The 18165-nt window shown below is 59.7% G+C and carries 15 protein-coding genes; 8 read left to right on the top strand and 7 right to left on the bottom strand.

Annotation, left to right across the window (positions count from 1 at the left end; translation table 11 throughout):
* Nucleotides 1–3 precede the first annotated feature (3 nt).
* The 5 genes from GSQ91_RS03420 to GSQ91_RS03400 all read right to left on the bottom strand — a co-directional run bounded on the left by GSQ91_RS03420 (nucleotide 4) and on the right by GSQ91_RS03400 (nucleotide 6689).
* Nucleotides 4–546, bottom strand: coding sequence for a DUF3341 domain-containing protein (locus tag GSQ91_RS03420; protein WP_158819849.1), 543 nt, complete (start codon nucleotides 544–546; stop codon nucleotides 4–6).
* On the bottom strand, nucleotides 546–1994 hold the full coding sequence (gene nrfD / locus GSQ91_RS03415; RefSeq protein ID WP_158819848.1) for an NrfD/PsrC family molybdoenzyme membrane anchor subunit: 1449 nt from the start codon (nucleotides 1992–1994) through the stop codon (nucleotides 546–548). The genes GSQ91_RS03420 and nrfD overlap by 1 nt, the downstream gene beginning before the upstream one ends.
* 1 nt (nucleotide 1995) lies before the next feature.
* Nucleotides 1996–5187 carry a TAT-variant-translocated molybdopterin oxidoreductase gene (locus tag GSQ91_RS03410; protein WP_158819847.1) on the bottom strand — a complete coding sequence of 1064 codons (3192 nt, stop codon included), beginning with the start codon at nucleotides 5185–5187 and terminating at the stop codon, nucleotides 1996–1998.
* The gene (locus GSQ91_RS03405) at nucleotides 5184–6053 is read right to left on the bottom strand and encodes a cytochrome c3 family protein (protein WP_158819846.1); all 870 of its coding nucleotides are present in this window, start codon (nucleotides 6051–6053) and stop codon (nucleotides 5184–5186) included. The genes GSQ91_RS03410 and GSQ91_RS03405 overlap by 4 nt, the downstream gene beginning before the upstream one ends.
* Nucleotides 6054–6425: 372 nt before the next feature.
* Nucleotides 6426–6689, bottom strand: a complete 264-nt coding sequence (locus GSQ91_RS03400; RefSeq protein ID WP_158819845.1) for a hypothetical protein — start codon at nucleotides 6687–6689, stop codon at nucleotides 6426–6428.
* A 40-nt stretch (nucleotides 6690–6729) separates the two neighbouring features.
* Between GSQ91_RS03400 and GSQ91_RS03395 the strand changes: the two genes are divergently transcribed.
* Nucleotides 6730–7446 carry a DNA-3-methyladenine glycosylase gene (locus tag GSQ91_RS03395; protein ID WP_158819844.1) on the top strand — a complete coding sequence of 239 codons (717 nt, stop codon included), beginning with the start codon at nucleotides 6730–6732 and terminating at the stop codon, nucleotides 7444–7446.
* A gap of 24 nt (nucleotides 7447–7470) precedes the next feature.
* On the opposite strand, the gene GSQ91_RS03390 is transcribed toward GSQ91_RS03395, so the two are convergent.
* A complete protein-coding gene (locus GSQ91_RS03390; RefSeq protein ID WP_158819843.1) occupies nucleotides 7471–8226 on the bottom strand; it encodes a DeoR/GlpR family DNA-binding transcription regulator in 756 nt (251 codons plus the stop codon).
* Between the two features lie 58 nt (nucleotides 8227–8284).
* On the opposite strand from GSQ91_RS03390, the gene GSQ91_RS03385 reads away from it, so the two are divergent.
* From GSQ91_RS03385 to GSQ91_RS03365, 5 genes are all read left to right on the top strand, one after another.
* Entirely contained in the window at nucleotides 8285–8905 is a 621-nt protein-coding gene (locus GSQ91_RS03385; RefSeq protein WP_216845047.1) for an NUDIX domain-containing protein, read from the top strand.
* A gap of 1 nt (nucleotide 8906) precedes the next feature.
* On the top strand, nucleotides 8907–9290 hold the full coding sequence (locus tag GSQ91_RS03380) for a DUF4406 domain-containing protein (protein ID WP_158819842.1): 384 nt from the start codon (nucleotides 8907–8909) through the stop codon (nucleotides 9288–9290).
* Entirely contained in the window at nucleotides 9287–9718 is a 432-nt protein-coding gene (locus GSQ91_RS03375; protein ID WP_254064344.1) for a DUF2809 domain-containing protein, read from the top strand. Before GSQ91_RS03380 ends, GSQ91_RS03375 begins: the two co-directional genes overlap by 4 nt.
* A gap of 363 nt (nucleotides 9719–10081) precedes the next feature.
* Nucleotides 10082–12625, top strand: a complete 2544-nt coding sequence (locus tag GSQ91_RS03370; RefSeq protein WP_158819840.1) for a DUF3536 domain-containing protein — start codon at nucleotides 10082–10084, stop codon at nucleotides 12623–12625.
* 141 nt (nucleotides 12626–12766) lie between these two features.
* The gene (locus GSQ91_RS03365; RefSeq protein ID WP_158819839.1) at nucleotides 12767–13636 is read left to right on the top strand and encodes a TIGR03435 family protein; all 870 of its coding nucleotides are present in this window, start codon (nucleotides 12767–12769) and stop codon (nucleotides 13634–13636) included.
* Nucleotides 13637–13995: 359 nt separating this feature from the next.
* On the opposite strand, the gene GSQ91_RS03360 is transcribed toward GSQ91_RS03365, so the two are convergent.
* A complete protein-coding gene (locus GSQ91_RS03360; RefSeq protein ID WP_254064343.1) occupies nucleotides 13996–15114 on the bottom strand; it encodes a Rieske 2Fe-2S domain-containing protein in 1119 nt (372 codons plus the stop codon).
* Nucleotides 15115–15185: 71 nt separating this feature from the next.
* On the opposite strand from GSQ91_RS03360, the gene GSQ91_RS03355 reads away from it, so the two are divergent.
* Both GSQ91_RS03355 and GSQ91_RS03350 read left to right on the top strand, forming a co-directional pair.
* The gene (locus GSQ91_RS03355; RefSeq protein WP_254064342.1) at nucleotides 15186–17204 is read left to right on the top strand and encodes a glycosyltransferase family 39 protein; all 2019 of its coding nucleotides are present in this window, start codon (nucleotides 15186–15188) and stop codon (nucleotides 17202–17204) included.
* Between the two features lie 81 nt (nucleotides 17205–17285).
* Nucleotides 17286–18155, top strand: coding sequence for a DUF1003 domain-containing protein (locus tag GSQ91_RS03350; RefSeq protein ID WP_158819837.1), 870 nt, complete (start codon nucleotides 17286–17288; stop codon nucleotides 18153–18155).
* The last annotated feature ends 10 nt before the right edge of the window (nucleotides 18156–18165 follow it).

The raw sequence follows: 18165 nt of genomic DNA, 5'->3' as shown, positions 1-18165 counted from the left end.
GCATTAGTGATCCACCTCCACAACGGAGACAGGAGAGAACCCTTCGAGAAACACCCTGGTCTCGGTCACCGAAAACTTCGGATCGTGTGCCTCGAGGCAGAGGAAGAACTTATCGGTGGTCGCGCCATCGCGGAAGTTCGCCGCGTTGAAGAGCGGATGGTAGAGCTGCGGAAGGCCATTCTGGGCGAGCATGCCGAACGCTGCCGAGAGACCCGCGAACAGAATCGTCCACTCGTAGCCTGGAATCACGAATGCCGGCCAGCTGAACAGCGGACGGCCCGCGATGTTGAGCGGATAGCCCCACACGTTGACCCAGATCTCCATGCCGTAACCGGTGATGAGTCCCATGATGCCGCCAAGAAGGCACATCAGCGGCACACCCGTCTTGTGAAAGTGCAGCGCTTCCGCTGCCTCTTCCACGGGATAAGGGGTGTAGCACTCCATGCGGCGGTAGCCGGCGTTGTGTGCCGCCTTAGTCGCGTTCACCAGTTCGGTGGGCGTATTGAACTCAGCAATAAGACCGTAAACTCCCTCGTAAACCGGCATCAGAGGGCCTCCTCAACAACTTTATCGGCGGTTAGCACGCCAGGGGGGTGGACCTTGGTCTGCGGCAGCATCATGCGGATCTCCGACATCGGAATCATGGGAGCGAAGCGCGCAAACAGCAGGAACAGGAAGGTGAACATACCCCATGTTCCGAGAAACAGGATGTAATCCCACTTGGTAGCGCGGTACGTTCCCCAGCTCGACGGCAGATAGTCGCGGTAGAGCGAGGTCACGACGATGACGAAGCGCTCGAACCACATACCGATGTTCACCACGAAGGACAGGAAGAACAGGTAGCCGACGTTGACGCGCAGCTTGCGGGACCAAAGGGTGGTCAGCGGAATCGCGATGTTGGTCAGGATGAGGATCCAGTAGGCCCAGCCCATGGGGCCGAACATACGGTTCCACATCATGAAGAACTCCCAGTGGCTGGCCGAGTACCAGCTCATGAAGACTTCCATGCCATAACCGTAGGCCACGATGGAGCCGGTCGTGAGCATGACCTTCGCCATGTTATCGAGATGGCGAAGCGTAACCAGATCTTCCAGGTGATAGAACTTGCGGATCGGGATGGCGAGGGTAAGCACCATCGCAAAGCCTGAGTAGACGGCGCCGGCAACGAAGTAGGGCGGGAAGATCGTCGTATGCCAACCAGCCATGGCTGCGACCGCGAAGTCGAAGCTGATGGTGGTGTGCACCGAGAGCACGAGAGGCGTTGAAAGACCGGCCAACAGGAGCGAAGCCGACTCATAACGGATCCAGTGCCGGGTCGAACCGCGCCAGCCCAGTGCGAGGAAACCGTAGAAGGCTTTGGCCAGCGGCAGCTTGGCGCGATCGCGCAGCGTGCCGAAGTCCGGGATCATACCGATGTACCAGAAGACCACCGAGATCGTCGCGTAGGTCGAGACCGCGAAGACGTCCCACGCCAGAGGCGAACGGAACTGCGGCCAGATGTTCATCGTGTTCGGATACGGCAGCAGCCAGTAACCGAGCCACGGACGACCGACGTGCAGCAGCGGAAAGAGACCCGCGCAACAGACGGCAAAGATCGTCATCGCTTCGGCGAAGCGGTTGATCGAGTTGCGCCAGGTCTGTTTGAAGAGCAGCAAGATGGCCGAGATCAACGTTCCGGCGTGGCCGATACCGATCCACCAGACGAAGTTGATGATGGCGAATCCCCAGGCGCCAGGGATGGTGACACCCCAGATGCCGACGCCCTTGAGGACGAGCCAGGTAACGCCGATGACGACACCCAGCGCTACGGTCGCGGCGAGGAACAGGCCGCCCGTCCACGCCCAGGGCGTATTGGCCGTCAGGACGATGTCGGCGATCTTCCGCGTCACGCTCGTGAAGTTGTGGCCCGGCGCGATGACGGCATATTCACCCGTCTGCGGGTCGATCATGGGGTCTACATGACCAGGATCGTGGATAGGACCTTGGGTTGCCATGCTATGCAAGCTCCGGGTTCGGGTTGATAACGCCTGCCGTATACGTCGTGCGGGGGCGGAAGTTCAGATCGGCCAGCACCTGGTACTCGCGCTCTTCGGCTTTCTTCTTCGCGATGCGGCTGTTCGGATCGTTGATGTTGCCGAAGATGATCGCGTCTGTCGGGCATGCCTGCTGGCAAGCCGTGACGATCTCTCCGTCGGCAATGGCGCGATTGTTCTTGTCGGCTTCGATCTTGACGGCCTCAATGCGCTGGATGCAGTAGCTGCACTTCTCCATGACGCCGCGCGAACGAACCGAGACGTCTGGGTTGCGCATGAACTTGAGGCTCTCGGTGTCGAAGTCTGAGTACAGCAAGAAGTTGAAGCGGCGCACCTTGTACATGCAGTTGTTCGAGCAGTAACGGGTGCCTACGCAACGGTTGTAGACCATCGTGTTGAGGCCTTCGGGCGTGTGAACCGTTGCACCGACCGGGCAGACCTGTTCGCAGCCCGCGTTTTCGCAGTGCTGGCACATCATCGGCTGGAAGTGCGCCTTGGGAGCATGCAGATCGCCCTCAAAGTAGGTGTCGATGCGCAGCCACTGCATGTTACGGCCAATCTTGACCTGTTCGCGGCCAACGACGGGGATGTTGTTCTCCGCGTAGCAGCTCACGATGCAGGCGTTGCAGCCGATGCAGGAGTTCAGATCAACCGACATGCCCCAGGAGTTCTGGAGAACCTTCTGACCGGCACCGACAACTGCGGTGTGGTCATAGCGCCAGGAGTCGGGGAAGAAGCTGTCGCCGTGCTCCGGCGCTTCACCCTGTGGGTTGTAACCAACCTTGTTGACCCAGGTTCCGCTGGCACCCTCAGAGGCGTACTTCGGATTGGCAGTAGCCTCGGCGACTGTGGCGTAGCGGATGATCGACCGCTCCATCGCCTCATGCCCAGCCAGCGAGTAGGTGCCTTCCTTATCCGATAGTGGGTGCTCGAGATCGCGCTGCGCATAGGAGCCGCGGTGCTCGATGTTGTGCACCTTGGTGACGCAGAGATCGTAGGTTCCTTTGCCTCTGGCAACCGTAAGACCGGCAGCCGAGAGAGGAGCGTCGGAGGTACGCAAGGAATAGGCATCGAAGCCCACACCCGCACCCACACGTCCGGCTTCAACACGGCGGCCAAATCCCAGGTGAACGGTGACTGCGTCGTCGGGGTGGCCCGGTGTCATCAGGACGGGCGTGATCACCTTGCGGCCGTTCAGGTTGAGCTCGATGGCTTCGTTCTCTTCGATGCCGAGCTTGGCCATGAGATCCATGCTCATCAGCGCAGCATTGTCCCAGGCGATGTTCGTGACCTGCTTCGGAAGCTCCTGGAGCCAGCCGTTGTTGCCGTAGCGACCGTCGTAGATCGAAGGATCGGGGCGGAAGCTAATCTCGATGGCACCGGCAGTTGGAGCGGAGGTTGTAATCGGCGCAGTCTTAGGCACGCCCGCCAACTTGGGCGAGAAGGCCGTTCCTGCAACCCAGCCGTCGTGCAGCGCCTTCTTCCAGCCGGTAGGGAAGTCGCCGGTGATGTAGGTCTTGGCGTTCGCCACAACCGCGTCGTACGCGCTGACGGAAGGATCGAGCAGAGCTTGCAGCACGTCGTGCGCGCTCTTGCCGCCGTAGAGCGGATCGATCATCGGCTGAACGATCGAGATGGTGCCGTCATAGGCACGGGCATCCGACCAGCTCTCGAGGTAGTGCGACTTGTTGATGTGCCAGGTCGAGTAGAAACCTGTCTCATCGACGTGCGAGCCGAGATGCACCGTGACCGGCACCTTGTTGAAGGCCGTCGTGAACTCGAGATCGGAGGGCGCGTTGTAGAGCGGGTTGACGCCGAGCAGTACCAGCCACTGTACCTTGCCGTTGTACATGTCGGCGACGAGTGACTTGAGATCAGCACCCTGCTCGCTTGGAATCGGCGCAATGGACTCGGTGTAGACAACGGTCTTGCCGACCGCACCGAGGCTCGCATTCAATGCGTGCGCTGCGGCGTGAGCGGAGGCCGGGCTCTGCGGACCGACGACGACGACAGCCTTGCCGCCAGACTTCTTGAGGTCGTCGAGGACGGCGGTCAGGAACTTCTGGGCATCGGGGTTGGAGAGAGTAGAACCGCCGCCAGCCAACGCAGCCGAGAAGGCTTCAATCTCGCTGGGCTTCAGCGCGAGGCGATGGTCGGCCTTGTAGCCGGTCACCGTGGGCATCGTCTCGACGACATAGAGACGATTCATCGTCTTGCCGGCTTCAAAGCGATGGCGCTCGGCGTATGCCGCCGATATCGGCAGGAAGCCGGGGAATGCGATGCCGCCGAGGAAATCGGCGTCCAATGCGAGGATCACATCGGCTTCTTCGAGCTTGTACTGCACGTCGAGGTAGTCGCCGTAGGCGGCCTTCGAAGCGGCGCGAGCATGGTCGCCGTTCACGGCGTCATATTGCACCAGCTTAGCCTGCGGATACTTCGCCGCAACCTGCTTCCACTGGGCGGCAAGCGTCGGAGAGGTGATGGTCTCGCTCAGGAAGTAGACGCCTTCGCCGGTCTTGGTGCCAGCGACTGCCTTGGCAAACTCCTGCTGGAACTGGCCCCACTGGGCGGGCTCACCACGGAACTTCGGCTGCACCGAGCGGTCGGGATCGTACAGGTCAAGCAGCGTCGCCTGAGTATAGGCGTCGGACTTGCCCTTGGACATCGGGTGCTCGGGGTTGCCCTCGATCTTGATGGGACGGAACGCATCCGACTTGACCAACACGGGAACTGCTCCGGTCGGGAAGGGATGTGCGGTCGCAAAGTACATGGGCTTGCCGAGGATCAGATCCTCGGGCTGCTTGACGTAGGGGAAGATGGGCTCATCGGGCTGCTTGGTGCAACCAGCGAGGCCGGCGAGCGCAAAGCTCGCGCCCATGACCTTGAGGAAGCCGCGGCGGCTGACAGAATCAACCCACTCGCCGGCTCCCGCCTGGCGGGGAAATTCTTCCTGCATCAGCTCTTGAAACTGCGGTGAATCGGAGAGCTCGTCCAGATTCTTCCAGAAGCGCTTGCCGGTCTTGCCTTCGAGCTTGGCGCGAACCTCGGCTAGCGTCATCTTTGCAGGCGCAATGGTCGTTATGACCTGTGCCTGCTTGCCCTCTGCCATCGTAGGCTCGGTTCCCATATGTGTGGTTCCAACTAGTTCTTTCATCGGTGGCACACCTCGCAGCTCGACAGTTCGTTGGCTGTGCGGATGTGGTACTTGTCCATCAGGAAGTGACCGAGGTCAGCCTGGCTGGTGAACCTCTGATAACTGACGGCGGGCGACATTGCTGTCATAGCCGGGGCATCGGACACAACCTGCGACTGGCCTGAAGCACCAACCTTCGGGGCTTCCACCTGCGCAACTTCAGGATTGGAATTGTTGGGGTCTTTGGTGACGCAGGATACGCCCTGTGCTGTCGGTCCACCCTTGCCGGTCGTAGTGCACCAAACTGGCTTGTCAGACGAGGGGCCAGCCCATGCCATGTTGTAGATCTCGCTGGCGGGCCGGAGATTCACTCCCGGGTTGCGATGGCAGTTGAGGCACCACTCCATCTGCAAGGTGTTCTGCTGATACATCAGCGGCATCTCATCGACGCGTCCATGACAGCTTGCGCATCCGATGCCCTTGTTCACGTGGATCTCGTGGTTGAAGTACACGTAATCCGGAAGATCGTGAACGCGAATCCAGTTGATCGATTCGCCGGTAGCCCAGCTGTGCCGTACCGGCTCCAGAAGCTGCGCGTCGGTCCAGATCTGCGAATGACAGTTCATACAGGTCTTGGTCGGCGGGATGCCGGCGTACGAGCTCTTTTCCACGGACACGTGGCAGTACTGGCACTGGAGCCCAAGACCCTCAACGTGGTGCTTGTGGCTAAAAGGGACGGGCTGGTCCGGTCGCTGACCTTGCTTGGTCACCCAGGGCGACCGCTGCAAGGAGTTCAGCGCCACACCGAGCGCGATGACGATCAAGCCCGTCAGCACCAAGCTCGCGCGAGCCAGTGCGTTCGAACTGCGGTCAAATACTTGCGCCATGAGTGCGTTCCTGCTTCCTCTGCATCAAAAAAACTGTGGAGTTTGAGCTAACAAACCGACTGCCTGGGGGACCTGCGCCTTCGGAACTTGCACTCACTCACTAAGATACCGCGACTAGGTGTTTCCAAAGGGTGAAAACGAGCCTGTGAAAAATCGAGTATAACAGCCGGATTGTTACGCAAAGGTTGTCTGCGCGGCACTTACGTTCGATAGTCGAAACAAACAGCGATTATCGACCGGGAAAACGAGCAGTTTAGATTTACATTCGAGCAGAATCTCCAGTAATGACGGGGCGATTCGCGCTTAATCGCGCGGAACCAGATTTCTAAATTCCGTCCACAATGGTCCGAGTTCGGTTGAGGATTTTTTTGGTTACAGATCGTCATGAGGACCGAGACCTTCGGGGCCCTTCGCGAGCTCGCGATAGGCCTCTTCATGAAGAGGCAGGGGGTCTTGATAGGCTTGCATCGCTTGTTCAACATTCGCTTTGATCGCCTCTGGTGTATCTCTTTCCGAGGTTGACCCAACACGATGCACTTCCAAAGGAAAGTTTTCCCTCAGTTGCCATGCTTCAGCTTCGGCCTGAGGAATCACAATCACGAACCCTTCTGTAGTTTCCTGCACTCGGGCGATCATGCGCAGATTTTACTGTGCGAATCACTATTATGATTCTCGGATGCCTCGCCCACGCTCCGGCCCTACTCGCAAACTACCTTACGATCCTGCCGAAGCCGTCGCCGCGCTATCGGCTGCCGATCCCAAGCTGGCGAAACTCATCGCCAAAGCGGGGCCGTTTACGATGCGGCTGGCGGGACAGCAGTCGCCGTTCGAGGCGCTGACGGAGTCCATCATCTACCAGCAGTTGCACGGGAAAGCGGCGGCGACGATTCATGCGCGGCTGCTGGCGTCGTTTGCGGAGATCTGTGGCATCGGCAATCATCCTGAGCCGCAGCACCTGCTCGACTGCCCCAATGAGCAGCTTCGCGCGGCGGGACTCTCGCACAATAAGTCGCTGGCGCTGCGCGACCTCGCCGCCAAGACGCTCGACGGCACCGTGCCCACGATGGCTCGTATTCGCCGCATGAGCGACGAGGACATCATCGAGCACCTGACGCAGGTGCGCGGCATCGGGAAGTGGACCGTCGAGATGATGCTGATCTTCCGCCTGGGCCGTCCCAATGTCCTGCCGGTGAGCGACTATGGCATCCGCAAAGGGTATGCGCTGACCTATCTCGGCCTCAAGCCTGCGCAGAAGGTCACTCCTGACCTGCTGGCTACGCATGAGCAGATCGAGAAGCGGGCGAAGAAGTGGGCTCCGTGGTGCTCGGTCGCAAGCTGGTATATGTATCGAGCTTGCGACCTTGCGGCAGGCAAGACGGTGCAGCCGGAGTAAGCCTCACGTGGAATCACTGGATCGCTAAGCTCGGGTGACAACAATCTTCAGCTTCTCGTAGGGCCGTGTCAGGGCTGCGGCTGCGCCCTGCTCGGTGATGATGCCGCTGATCTCTGCGAGGGAGATAACGGCATACGGCGAGGCGGCGTTGAGTTTTTCAGAGGATGCCAGCACGATCGTCTCTGCCGCAGCATGGCTCAGGGCTCGCTTCACGGCGGCTTCCTCGTAGTCGCCTGTGGTCAAGCCGGTCTTCGGGTGTATGCCGGTGACTCCCATGAAGTAGGTGTCGGCGTGGATCTGGGCGATGGCCTCGATGGCGACCGCTCCGACCGCAACGACAGAATGCTTGAACATGCGCCCGCCGATGAGGATGACTTCCACGTCAGGATGATTCACGAGCTCCAGGGCAATCGTCGGGCTGTGCGTGACGACCGTTGCCTTTAAGTCCAACGGGATGTGCCGGGCCACCTGCCTTGCCGTCGTACCCCCGTCGAGGATCACCACCTGTCCGGGTTGAATCATCTTTGCTGCCGCGCGGCCGATCGCGATTTTGCCGTCCGGGGTGAGCTGCTCACGTCCTGCAAAATCCGCGATGGCGGGGGATGAGGGGAGAGCTCCGCCGTGGACGCGCTGGAGGAGTCCCTCCTGCGCCAGCTCTCGCAAGTCGCGTCGAATCGTGTCTTCCGACACGCCCATGGACTGGCTTACATCCTTCGCGATGACCTGCCCGTTTCGCTTGAGGAGCGATAGGATCTGCTGCTTTCGATGAGTGGTTAACATAGGCGCTATTCACGATAATACTTGACCTTGCACGAAATTGCACGATATTGTCGACAGCATGACGAACTCGTTAGTTCCGCCATCGATGCAAGAGCGCCTGCGAATCAAGAAGGTCGAAACGCTCGCTGACGATTGGTACGTACTCAAGAAAACTACGTTTGAGATTCAACGCAGAGACGGAACCTGGCAGCAGCAGAGCAGAGAGACGTATGACAGGGGCAACGGCGCGACGATCCTGCTCTACAACCTGACGCGGCGCACCGTTGTCCTTGTCCGCCAGTTCCGGTTTCCGGTGTTTGCGAACGGTCATCCGGGCCTGCTGATTGAGACACCGGCGGGTCTCCTGGATGAGGCCACTCCAGAAGAACGGATCAAGGCCGAGGTGGAAGAAGAGACTGGCTATCGCGTGGACCACGTGCGGAAGGTCTTCGAAGCGTTCATGAGTCCTGGCTCTGTCACCGAGAAGCTCTACTTCTTTGTTGCTGAATACGACAGCGGCGATAAGACCAGTCTCGGTGGAGGCAAACATGCCGAGGGCGAGGACATTGAAGTTCTTGAGCTCTCTATGGAGAGCGCGATGAAGGCTATCGAGAGCGGCGACATCGTCGACGGCAAAACGATCATGCTACTGCAGTACGCCTGCATTCACCTGTTCGAACCAACGAGAAAGGCCGCATAACATGGCTGCACGCTCGCTCATGATTCTCATCGCAGGTCCCTACCGCTCCGGTACTGGTGACGATCCCGAACGGATGGCGAAAAACCTTCGCGCGCTCGAGTCTGTTGCATTGCCGCTTTATCGTGCGGGGCACATTCCGATGATTGGGGAGTGGATTGCTCTGCCTTTGCTTCGCGAAGCCGGTTCGGAACGGCCTGGGGATGCTGTCTACGATGAGATCCTGTATCCGATCGCGAACCGGTTATTGAGCCGGTGTGATGCCGTGCTGAGACTTCCAGGCGCCTCGAAGGGAGCCGATGAAGATGTTCGTCTTGCGAAGGAGCGGGGTCTGATGGTGTTTGAGAGTCTGGCTGACGTTCCGGGATGCGAAGAAAGCAGATCGTGACGCCAGTCACACATCGTCGGGTCGTTTGCGGGGTCTTGGCACTCGTCACAGTCGTCTGTGGATTGGTCTGGAGGATGGCGCCGCTTGGTCTTCCCGCGGTCCTTGTTAAGTACGGTGGCTCGGCGTTGTGGGCCGTTATGGTCTATTGGCTTGTTGCTTTTCTGCTGCCTCAAAAAGCACCGCGTTTTTTGGGATTGCTGGCAGCGGCCGTAGCGGCGGTGGTTGAGTGCTTCAAGCTGTATCACTCGCCGGGGCTTGATGCGTTTCGGCTTACGCTTGCGGGGAAGTTGCTGCTGGGGCGGGTTTTCTCGGTGCAGGATATTGCGGTTTATTGGATGGCGATTGTCGTTGCGGTCTGTCTCGATGCGTTTGTGGTGGCACGAGCGAAAAGCGGGAGGAAGCAGGTTCGCTCGCTACGCTCGGAATGACAACTAGAAAAACAAAGGCAACAGCAACAGCAACAGCAACGACAACGACAACGACAAAACTTTTATCCGGTCACGACACTGGAAACCTTACAGACAACCAACACTCACACCGCTTGCAATCGACCGCCAAGTCTTTGCCATAAGCAAGTAGGAGGCCATCGGCCCAAATGTGGACACGAGGAGGTTTACCGGTTTCATGGGGATCCCAGCGGCTTCTGTTTCCACAGCTATTCCACCCAAGACATCTCCTGGACGGACAAATTCATTCCCCACCAACGCAGCACCAGTAGCCATAAACGAGCGACGATTCATGCGCTTGATTCTACAAATGGAGCACGTTCCCGCGATATCCTTAGCAGAGCCATGACCAAGCCAAAGGCTCGTATCCAGAGTTCCACCGACCCCAAGGACCAGATCTCTACACCGCCGCCACATTACGTCTGCGTACACGGCCACTTCTATCAGCCGCCGCGCGAAAATCCCTGGCTTGAGACGGTCGAGGTGCAGGACTCTGCCGCTCCGTACCACGATTGGAATGAGCGGATTACCAGCGAGTGTTATGCCCCCAACGGAGCCTCGCGGATTACCAATCGACAGCATGAGATCGTTCGCATCCTGAACAACTACGCGCGGATGAGCTTCAACTTCGGCCCCACGCTGCTGAGCTGGCTGGCCGACTTCGCACCGCGCACCTACCGGATGATCCAGGACGCCGACCGCACCAGCGCCGAGCACCACTCGGGCCACGGGTCCGCCCTGGCGCAGGTCTACAACCACATCATCATGCCGCTGGCGAGCGAGCGCGACGCCCGGACCCAGATCCGCTGGGGCATCGCCGACTTTGAGCATCGCTTCGGCCGCCAACCCGAGGGCATGTGGCTGGCTGAGACCGCCGTGTCCCGTTCCGTACTCAACCTGATGGCGCAGGAGGGCATCAAGTACACCGTGCTCGCACCGCACCAGTGCGCGCGGGTGCGGAGGTTAGGGGAAGCCGCCCTCTTCAAAGCGACCGGCGTGCCGTGGACCGAAACGCCCAACGCCATCGTCGACCCAACCCATCCGTACCTGATCCAGCTCGATGAAGGCCGTTCCATCGCAGTCTTTTTCTACGACGGCCCAGGTTCGCGCGCCATTGCCTTTGAGGGTCTGCTGAACTCCGGCGAAGAGTTCGGGCGACGCCTGGCCGGCGGTCTGCGCAAAGATAAAGCTCCCAATGAGCCGCAACTCGCGCATGTCGCCACCGACGGCGAGAGCTACGGCCACCATCACAAACACGGCGAGATGGCCCTGAGCTACGCGCTGCACTGGATCGAGGAGAACAAGCTCGCCACGCTCACCAACTACGGCGAATTTCTCGCGAAGTATCCGCCGCAGTGGGAGGCCGAGGTCGTCGATAACACCTCGTGGAGCTGCGCGCATGGCGTCGAGCGCTGGCGTTCGAACTGCGGCTGCAATGGAGGCAGGCAGGGATGGCAACAGCAGTGGCGCGGCCCACTGCGCGAAGCGCTCGACCTGCTGCGCGACAAGACCGCGCCGCTCGCCGAGACTGTCGCGAAGCCGCTGTTCAAAGACCTGTGGGAGGCTCGCGATGCCTACATCAAGGTCGTGCTGGAGCGCAGTTCGGCCAACATCGACAGGTTCTTCGACGAACATGCCGAACACGAGTTGACGGTCGCCGAGCGGGTTACCGCGTTCGAGCTGCTGGAGCTCGAACGCCATACCCAATTGATGTACACCAGTTGCGGCTGGTTCTTCGATGACATCTCGGGCATTGAAACCGTGCAGATCATCGCCTATGCCGGACGCGTGATTCAGCTCGCCACTCAGCTGTTTGGTGAATCCGCCGCCGCGCTCGAAGCCGAGTTCCTTGCCATTCTCGCGCGCGCCAAGAGCAATGTGCCGGATATTGGCGACGGTGCCGAGGTCTACAACCGCTACGTCATCGGCTCGCGGCTGGATCTCGAACATGTGGGCGCGCACTACGCCATCAGTTCGATGTTCCGCAACTATCCTGACACCGGCGATCTCTTCTGCTTCGACATCCATCGCCACAGCTACGACTTGTTGACCTCGGGTCGAGGCAGAGTCGCACTGGGCAGGGCTGCGTTGCGCTCCAGAATTACCGAAGAGACCGAAGAGGTTTGCTTCGCGGTGCTGCATCTCGGCGACCAGAACCTCTCTGCCGCAGTGAAGCGGTATGTCCCCGAAGACGAAGCGGCGTGGACGGCGTTCGTCGAAGAAGGGAGCGCGACCGTCCAGCGCGCCAATCTGCCGGAGTTGATTCGGCTGATGGACAGCTACTTCGGCGGGACGCTCTACTCCCTGGCTTCGCTGTTCGCCGACGAGCAGCACCGCATCCTGAAGAGCATTCTGGATCAGACACTCTCGGAGGTGGAGAGTTCGCTGACACGCATCTACGAGGAACATGCCACGCTGCTGCACTTCCTCGCGGAGTCGAATGTAGCCGCACCGCCGGCGCTGGCATTGACCGCGAGATTCGCGCTCAATGCAGGGCTGCGGCAGGCGCTCGAAGCGGAGAGCTACGATACGGCTGAGGTTGCACGGCTGCTGCGCAGCGCGGAGCTCGATGGGGTAAAGCTCGACGCGCAACTGCTGGGCTTTACGGCGGACAAGCGCATGAAGCGCACCATGATTCGGCTGGAGGGTGCGGTCGAGCAGCAGACGACGGCGGTGCTGAATGAGACCGTCACGATTGCCGAGAGCCTGCGCACGCTGCCGATGGAGGTAAACCTGTGGCAGGCGCAGAACATCTGGAATGACCTGCTGCGCCGCAGCGATAGCAACTACTGGTCGCGTGAGTGGCGCGAGGGCTTTCGCAAGCTGGGGCTGGCGCTGAATATCGCCGTGGATGATCTTGTGGTGGAAGAGGGTGTGCGGGCGTTTTAGCTTCTGAGCTGAGACGCATGGATGTCCTCATGCGTCTTCGGGGTGGCCGTTGCCCGAAAAGTAAGTTTCGCCGATGGGATAATTGCGAGTGGAAATCGGCATCCATTTTCGCGAACTTCACGTTTGTTGGAGCAGACTTCGATGCGAAAGCTATTAGTCCCTCTTTCTCACATCGCGGTGTACTCGCTCGCTTGGTTCAGTACGCTGCCAAGCGGGGCGCAGGCACGATCCCCCAGCACAACGCCCCAGTTCGAGGTCGCCTCGGTAAAGTCGAACCCTTCAGAGACGACCGATTCCAACCTCAATCATCGGCTTCCGGATCGATTCATCGCATCGAACGTACCCCTAGGTTTTCTTATTCTGGATGCTTATGAGATCAAAGCTCATCAGCTCATCGGTGCGCCAGACTGGATTTGGGACAAGTCCTATGACGTCATCGGCACGTTTCCAACGGCAAACCTGCAACTGCACGACGTTCACTTGATGGAGCAACAACTGCTCGCCGAGCGATTCGACCTGAAGCTCCATGCGGAGCAACGCGTCATCCCAGCGTACGACCTTGTTCTCGCAAGGAAGGACGAGCATCTCGGGCCACAGCTTCATAAGTCCAACATGGACTGCGCGGCCTGGGCCACAAATGGCCGTCCAGAGGTCGATGGAATACCGAAGAGCCCCGTATCGGTCACGGGGAAACGGCCTATATGCAACCTGCTCACCACACGGACGTGGCTTTCAGGTGGAGCGAGAACAATCCAGGATCTCGCAGCTTCTTTGCAGGCCATGTTGGGCCGACCGGTCTTAGACAAAACGGGTTTAGCGGGAACGTACGATATCGATCTACAGTGGGCCCGAACAGACCTGCGCGCGGATGGGGATGCGTCTTCAAGCCCCTCCGACGCCCCGCCTATTTTTAGCGCAGTAGAAGAGCAGCTTGGTCTTAAGCTTGTTCCTCATAAAGAATCCTTCAGCGTGTTCGTTGTCGATCACGTCCAGACACCCACGCCGAACTGACAGCCTATGCGAAATCAAGAGACTCTTGCTGCTCCAGCACCACGGAGGCATCGGTCGAAAAGGTGCAATCCGCTGAGGTGACGTAAAGTCCTTCGGGGTCCTTCGACTACATAGCCCGCAAAGTGCGCGGGCTATTTCGCTCAGGATGACGATTTTGGGGTGATACAAAAGCAAAACCCGGGGCTGAAGCCCAAGAGAGTTTTGCTCTGTTTCCGCGGCCTAAAGGCCGCTGCTACTCCCAACAGCAACAGCAACAGCAACGACAACTACAGAAGCAGATTCCCTACGGGAATGACAAAAAGAAAAGCAAAAGCAACGCCGGCCTCCCCGCCAAGAGCGACGGCAAGAGCTGTCCGTCCTCAGCTCCGCCAGTGCAGCTCGACTGGGCCTTGCAGCGGATGCTCGCCGATGCCCTTCAGCCGGCGCTGCTTGAGAGCGAAGTACCATTTGGCTGGTTTGTCGGCGTCGTCGATCAACATGAGGCCGGGGTTGGAGCGTAGGCCGCGTGCCTGTTCGATCATCGTCTGCTGGTCCTGCTGGACGAATCTTGCGCCGAAGTAACGGGCTATCGGCGTGATGAAGGGTACGTGGTAGGCGATGTCCCAGGCTGCGATGACGTCAATGCGGCAGGTGGATGCTGTGATCGGCGTCACTGTCGTCAGTGAGGCGAACCAGCGCTTTTTGCCTCGCGCGTTCTCTGCGAGGATCGTCTCGTAGCGGCGGTTGGGGAGGACGAAGTCGATGGTCGTCACCGGCTTGCCCAGCAGGCGATACGGCGCGCTGTTGGAGGACGGCGCGTGCGGCGACATTCTGAAGCCGTTCTCTATGGGCTCAAACTTTTTGGTCTTCTCGTGGATGCTCGCCGCGCTGCGCCACCACCACGCGCGATGCACAAAGGGGCCGTGTGCCGGGTCCATGAGGCCGATGATGCCGTGGTCCACGTTGCAGGGCAGTTCGGCCTGCAGATGGGCGCTGCGAAAGCGGGGGCCGAACTTTGGGAGCTCCGGGACAGGAGGCAAGGCGGCCTCGTCGGTCACACGGCCAGCGCCGGCTTCCGGCACATACACCCAGGCATAACCGTCGCGCTCGGCTACCGGGAATGAGTTCGCGTAGATCTTTGTCGGCTCGAGCGAATCGTGCGAGGTGAGCGAAGGGATCTCCTGGCACTGGCCGCTACAGGGTTCAAAGCGCCAGCCGTGGTATTTGCACTGCACGGTCTCGCCGTCGAACCAGCCCGCCGAAAGCGGTATGCCGCGGTGCGGGCAGAGGTCGCGCATGGCGAAGAGCTGGCCATCACTCTTGCGGCCGAGCAGGAGGGGAATGCCTAGCAGCATCGTCACAGCCGTGTCTTCACGCCGGAGCGTGTCCGCGCGCAGCGCTGGATACCACTCGCCAAAGATCAGCTCGGCAGGTGGGCCGTCTTTGGCTGGGGCTCCTGCGAGCTGCACTAACTGTTGTCCTGCACGGATTGGCCGCATATTACTCATCGGGCCTCAGTCTAACTGACCAAGCATTTCTCCTGATGCTGCAGCCTCAGAAAGATTCGTGAATGCCGTTTTCTTCGCAGGAAAACGGCGCGAACACCGTCAGCCCCGGATATACCTTCAGGAGAAATGCTGTGGCCCCACAGCTTACACTTGAGGCGATGCTTCAGGTGACCCCGCGACCGCGTTCCACCCTGTTCAGCGTGCTGCTGTTGTGGCTGGCGTTCTATGCGAGCTTCACGCTGTTCGCGCCGCCGCTGCTGGATGACGCCGACTCCGTACATGCCGAAGTCGCGCGGGAGATGCTGCTGCGCCATGATTATGTGACGCTCTACGCCAATGGGATTCGGTATCTGGAAAAGGCTCCGCTGCTCTACTGGTCGATGGCGGCGAGCATGAAGGTCTTTGGGGTATCAGCCGCTGCCGCACGGCTGCCGCTGGCGCTTGCCATGCTGGCACTGGCACTGCTCCTCGAGGCTTTTGCGCGGAGGCTGTTGCACAGCGCACGTGCGGGATTGTATGCGGCGCTGATTCTGCTTTCGAGCTTCGGCATCTTCATCTTCACACGCATCACCATCCCCGATGCCGGGGTATGTTTGTGGATCTCGCTCGCGCTCTACTGCTTCTGGCGCACCGAGGAGCTCGAGGCGACGCACGCTCAACCTCTACGCCTGTTCTGTGGAGGCTTTGCTGCGGCCTGTGCGCTCAATGTGCTGACCAAGGGTCTGATCGGCGTGGTCTTTCCGGTAGGCATCGTGCTGGTGTACCTGCTGCTGACGCGTGGAGTGCGGAGAACGCTGCGCCGGCTGCGCGAGTTGCATCCGTGGGCCTCTCTGGAGGCGTTTCTGCTGATCGCCGCGCCGTGGCACATCCTCGCGGGACTCGCAAACCCTACGCAGGGGCACCCGACGCCGTTTCATTTCGTCAACGGTCACTGGCAGGTCCCGCTGCCTACGGACGGCAATGTGCGCGGCTGGTTCTGGTTCTATTTCATGAACGAGCATGTGCTGCGCTATCTGAACCTGCGTGTGCCTCACGACTACGACACCGCGCCGCTGTGGCTCTTCTGGGGCCTGTGCTTCGTGTGGATGATGCCGTGGTCGGCGTTCGTGTTCAAGGCTGCCGAATGGGCGCTCCCCTGGCGAAACGACAAATGGCGGAGCCAGCTTCGGAGGCATGACCTGCCACTGAGGCGAAGGGGGCTTCTGCTCTGCACCGTGTGGGCAGCTTTTGTATTGCTCTTCTTCTCACTTTCTACGCGGCAGGAGTACTACGTGCTGCCCGCTCTTCCGGCGGTCGCAATGCTCATTGCCGGTTGGCTCGCCTATCAGATGCCCACGAAACCAGAGGCTCAGGCTCATCGGCGCTCAGCCAACCGTTGCCTCGCGGCTCTGCTCGTCCTGGGTGCAATCTTCTCCTCGGCCAGCGTCTACTTTCTGTTCCACACGAAAGCGCCCGCGCCCAACACCGATCTGGCGCAGCTTCTGCAGCAAAACCCCGGTGATTACGCTCTCAGTATGGGTCACTTTCTCGACCTCAATACGCAGGCGCTTGGGCTGTTTCGCATACCGCTTGCGCTGGCTGCGCTGAGTCTCTTCCTGGGGCCACTCGTAGCGCTGCTCCTGCATAAGAAGTCCAAGTTCCATTCCGCGAACCTCGCACTGACTGGGGGAGCCTTTGGCTTCCTGCTTGCCGCTCATCTCGGCTTGCAGACCTTCGCTCCAGTGATCGGTTCGGCAGAGCTGGCGAAGGCTATAGCGCCACAGGTGCGGTCGCAGGACATGATTGCGATCCACGGAGAGTATGAGTCCGGATCGACACTTGGGTTCTATCTCAAGAGGGACGATCTCCACATCCTCGAGGGCCGCAGCTCCAACCTCTGGTACGGCAGCTTCTTTCCTGACGCTCCGCCAATCTTTGAGACGCCGCAATCCATCGCGCAAAAGTGGACGGGGTCGCAGCGCATCTTCCTATGGCAGTCGCTTACCGACGAACCTCGCAACCTGCCCGCGCTGCCGGGGCCTGTTTACATTCTCGTGAAAAATGGCGGGAAGGAGATCGTCAGCAACCAGCCGAACCGGTAGTCTCAAATTATCTTCCGTTTTGTTCTGCTTTTTTATCTCCTGTTTTATTCTGCTTTCACGTTTCACCCTTGATCGATACCTATGGCCTGCAAACCTTACGAACTCCGCCACGTTCCACTCTTCTCCCTGCTCGATGACGACGAGATCGCTGTGCTCGCCCAGCAGGTCGAACTGCGCGACTTCACGGCCAAGCAGCGTATCTATAAAGCCGGCGAACCGAGTACGCGTGCCTTCGTGATGCTCTCGGGCGCTGTCGAGGTTACGCTGATCGACGAGGACGGTCAGGAAGTTCTGTTCTCCGAGCCACACCACGGCGACTTCTTCGGCTTCGCCTCCATGCTGGAAAATACGACCCACCAGACCACGGCTATCGCGACCGAGGCCACCACCTGCCTCGAAGTCGACCGCAACGACATCGAGGCTCTACTCACCAAGAAGCCGATGGCCGGCCTGGATATGATGACGGTACTGGCGCGCGACATCCACTCCGCACAGGGCGTCATCCGCACCCGCGCCATGCGTAATGCCAATGAGCTGATCGACGAGCAGGAGACCTTCGGAGAACGCATTGCCGACATCGTCGCCAGCTTTGGCGGGTCGTGGACCTTTATCATCCTCTTCCTGAGCTCGATGATCGGATACGTCATTCTCAGCATCGTGCTCGTAGCGATGCACGGCAAGTCGTGGGATCCTTACCCCTTCATCCTGCTCAACCTGTTTCTCTCGATGCTCGCGGCGATTCAGGCGCCGGTCATCATGATGAGCCAGAACCGGCAGGACACCAAGGACCGCCTGCGCAGTGAGCTCGACTTCGAAGTCAATCGCCGCGCTGAAACGGAGATTCAGGCACTCTCGCGCAAGATCCACTTTCTTACCGAGAAGCTTGGGGACATCGACGACCATCTGCGGGGGCCGAATGAGGCTCGGCGTGAGGATGATCTGCAGGGGTAAGGCAGGAAAT

Source organism: Granulicella sp. S156, assembly GCF_009766105.1.
Taxonomy (GTDB): Bacteria; Acidobacteriota; Terriglobia; order Terriglobales; family Acidobacteriaceae; genus Granulicella.
This window is presented reverse-complemented; position numbering and strand designations above follow the sequence as displayed.

Coding starts and splice junctions, on each gene's coding strand:
- GSQ91_RS03365 (WP_158819839.1), top strand. CDS start 12,767: ATGCGAAAGCTATTAGTCCCTCTTTCTCACATCGCGGTGTACTCGCTC.
- GSQ91_RS03420 (WP_158819849.1), bottom strand. CDS start 546: ATGCCGGTTTACGAGGGAGTTTACGGTCTTATTGCTGAGTTCAATACG.
- nrfD (WP_158819848.1), bottom strand. CDS start 1,994: ATGGCAACCCAAGGTCCTATCCACGATCCTGGTCATGTAGACCCCATG.
- GSQ91_RS03350 (WP_158819837.1), top strand. CDS start 17,286: ATGGCCTGCAAACCTTACGAACTCCGCCACGTTCCACTCTTCTCCCTG.
- GSQ91_RS03390 (WP_158819843.1), bottom strand. CDS start 8,226: ATGTTAACCACTCATCGAAAGCAGCAGATCCTATCGCTCCTCAAGCGA.
- GSQ91_RS03370 (WP_158819840.1), top strand. CDS start 10,082: ATGACCAAGCCAAAGGCTCGTATCCAGAGTTCCACCGACCCCAAGGAC.
- GSQ91_RS03395 (WP_158819844.1), top strand. CDS start 6,730: ATGCCTCGCCCACGCTCCGGCCCTACTCGCAAACTACCTTACGATCCT.
- GSQ91_RS03380 (WP_158819842.1), top strand. CDS start 8,907: ATGGCTGCACGCTCGCTCATGATTCTCATCGCAGGTCCCTACCGCTCC.
- GSQ91_RS03405 (WP_158819846.1), bottom strand. CDS start 6,053: ATGGCGCAAGTATTTGACCGCAGTTCGAACGCACTGGCTCGCGCGAGC.
- GSQ91_RS03385 (WP_216845047.1), top strand. CDS start 8,285: ATGACGAACTCGTTAGTTCCGCCATCGATGCAAGAGCGCCTGCGAATC.
- GSQ91_RS03360 (WP_254064343.1), bottom strand. CDS start 15,114: ATGCGGCCAATCCGTGCAGGACAACAGTTAGTGCAGCTCGCAGGAGCC.
- GSQ91_RS03355 (WP_254064342.1), top strand. CDS start 15,186: ATGCCGTTTTCTTCGCAGGAAAACGGCGCGAACACCGTCAGCCCCGGA.
- GSQ91_RS03410 (WP_158819847.1), bottom strand. CDS start 5,187: ATGAAAGAACTAGTTGGAACCACACATATGGGAACCGAGCCTACGATG.
- GSQ91_RS03400 (WP_158819845.1), bottom strand. CDS start 6,689: ATGATCGCCCGAGTGCAGGAAACTACAGAAGGGTTCGTGATTGTGATT.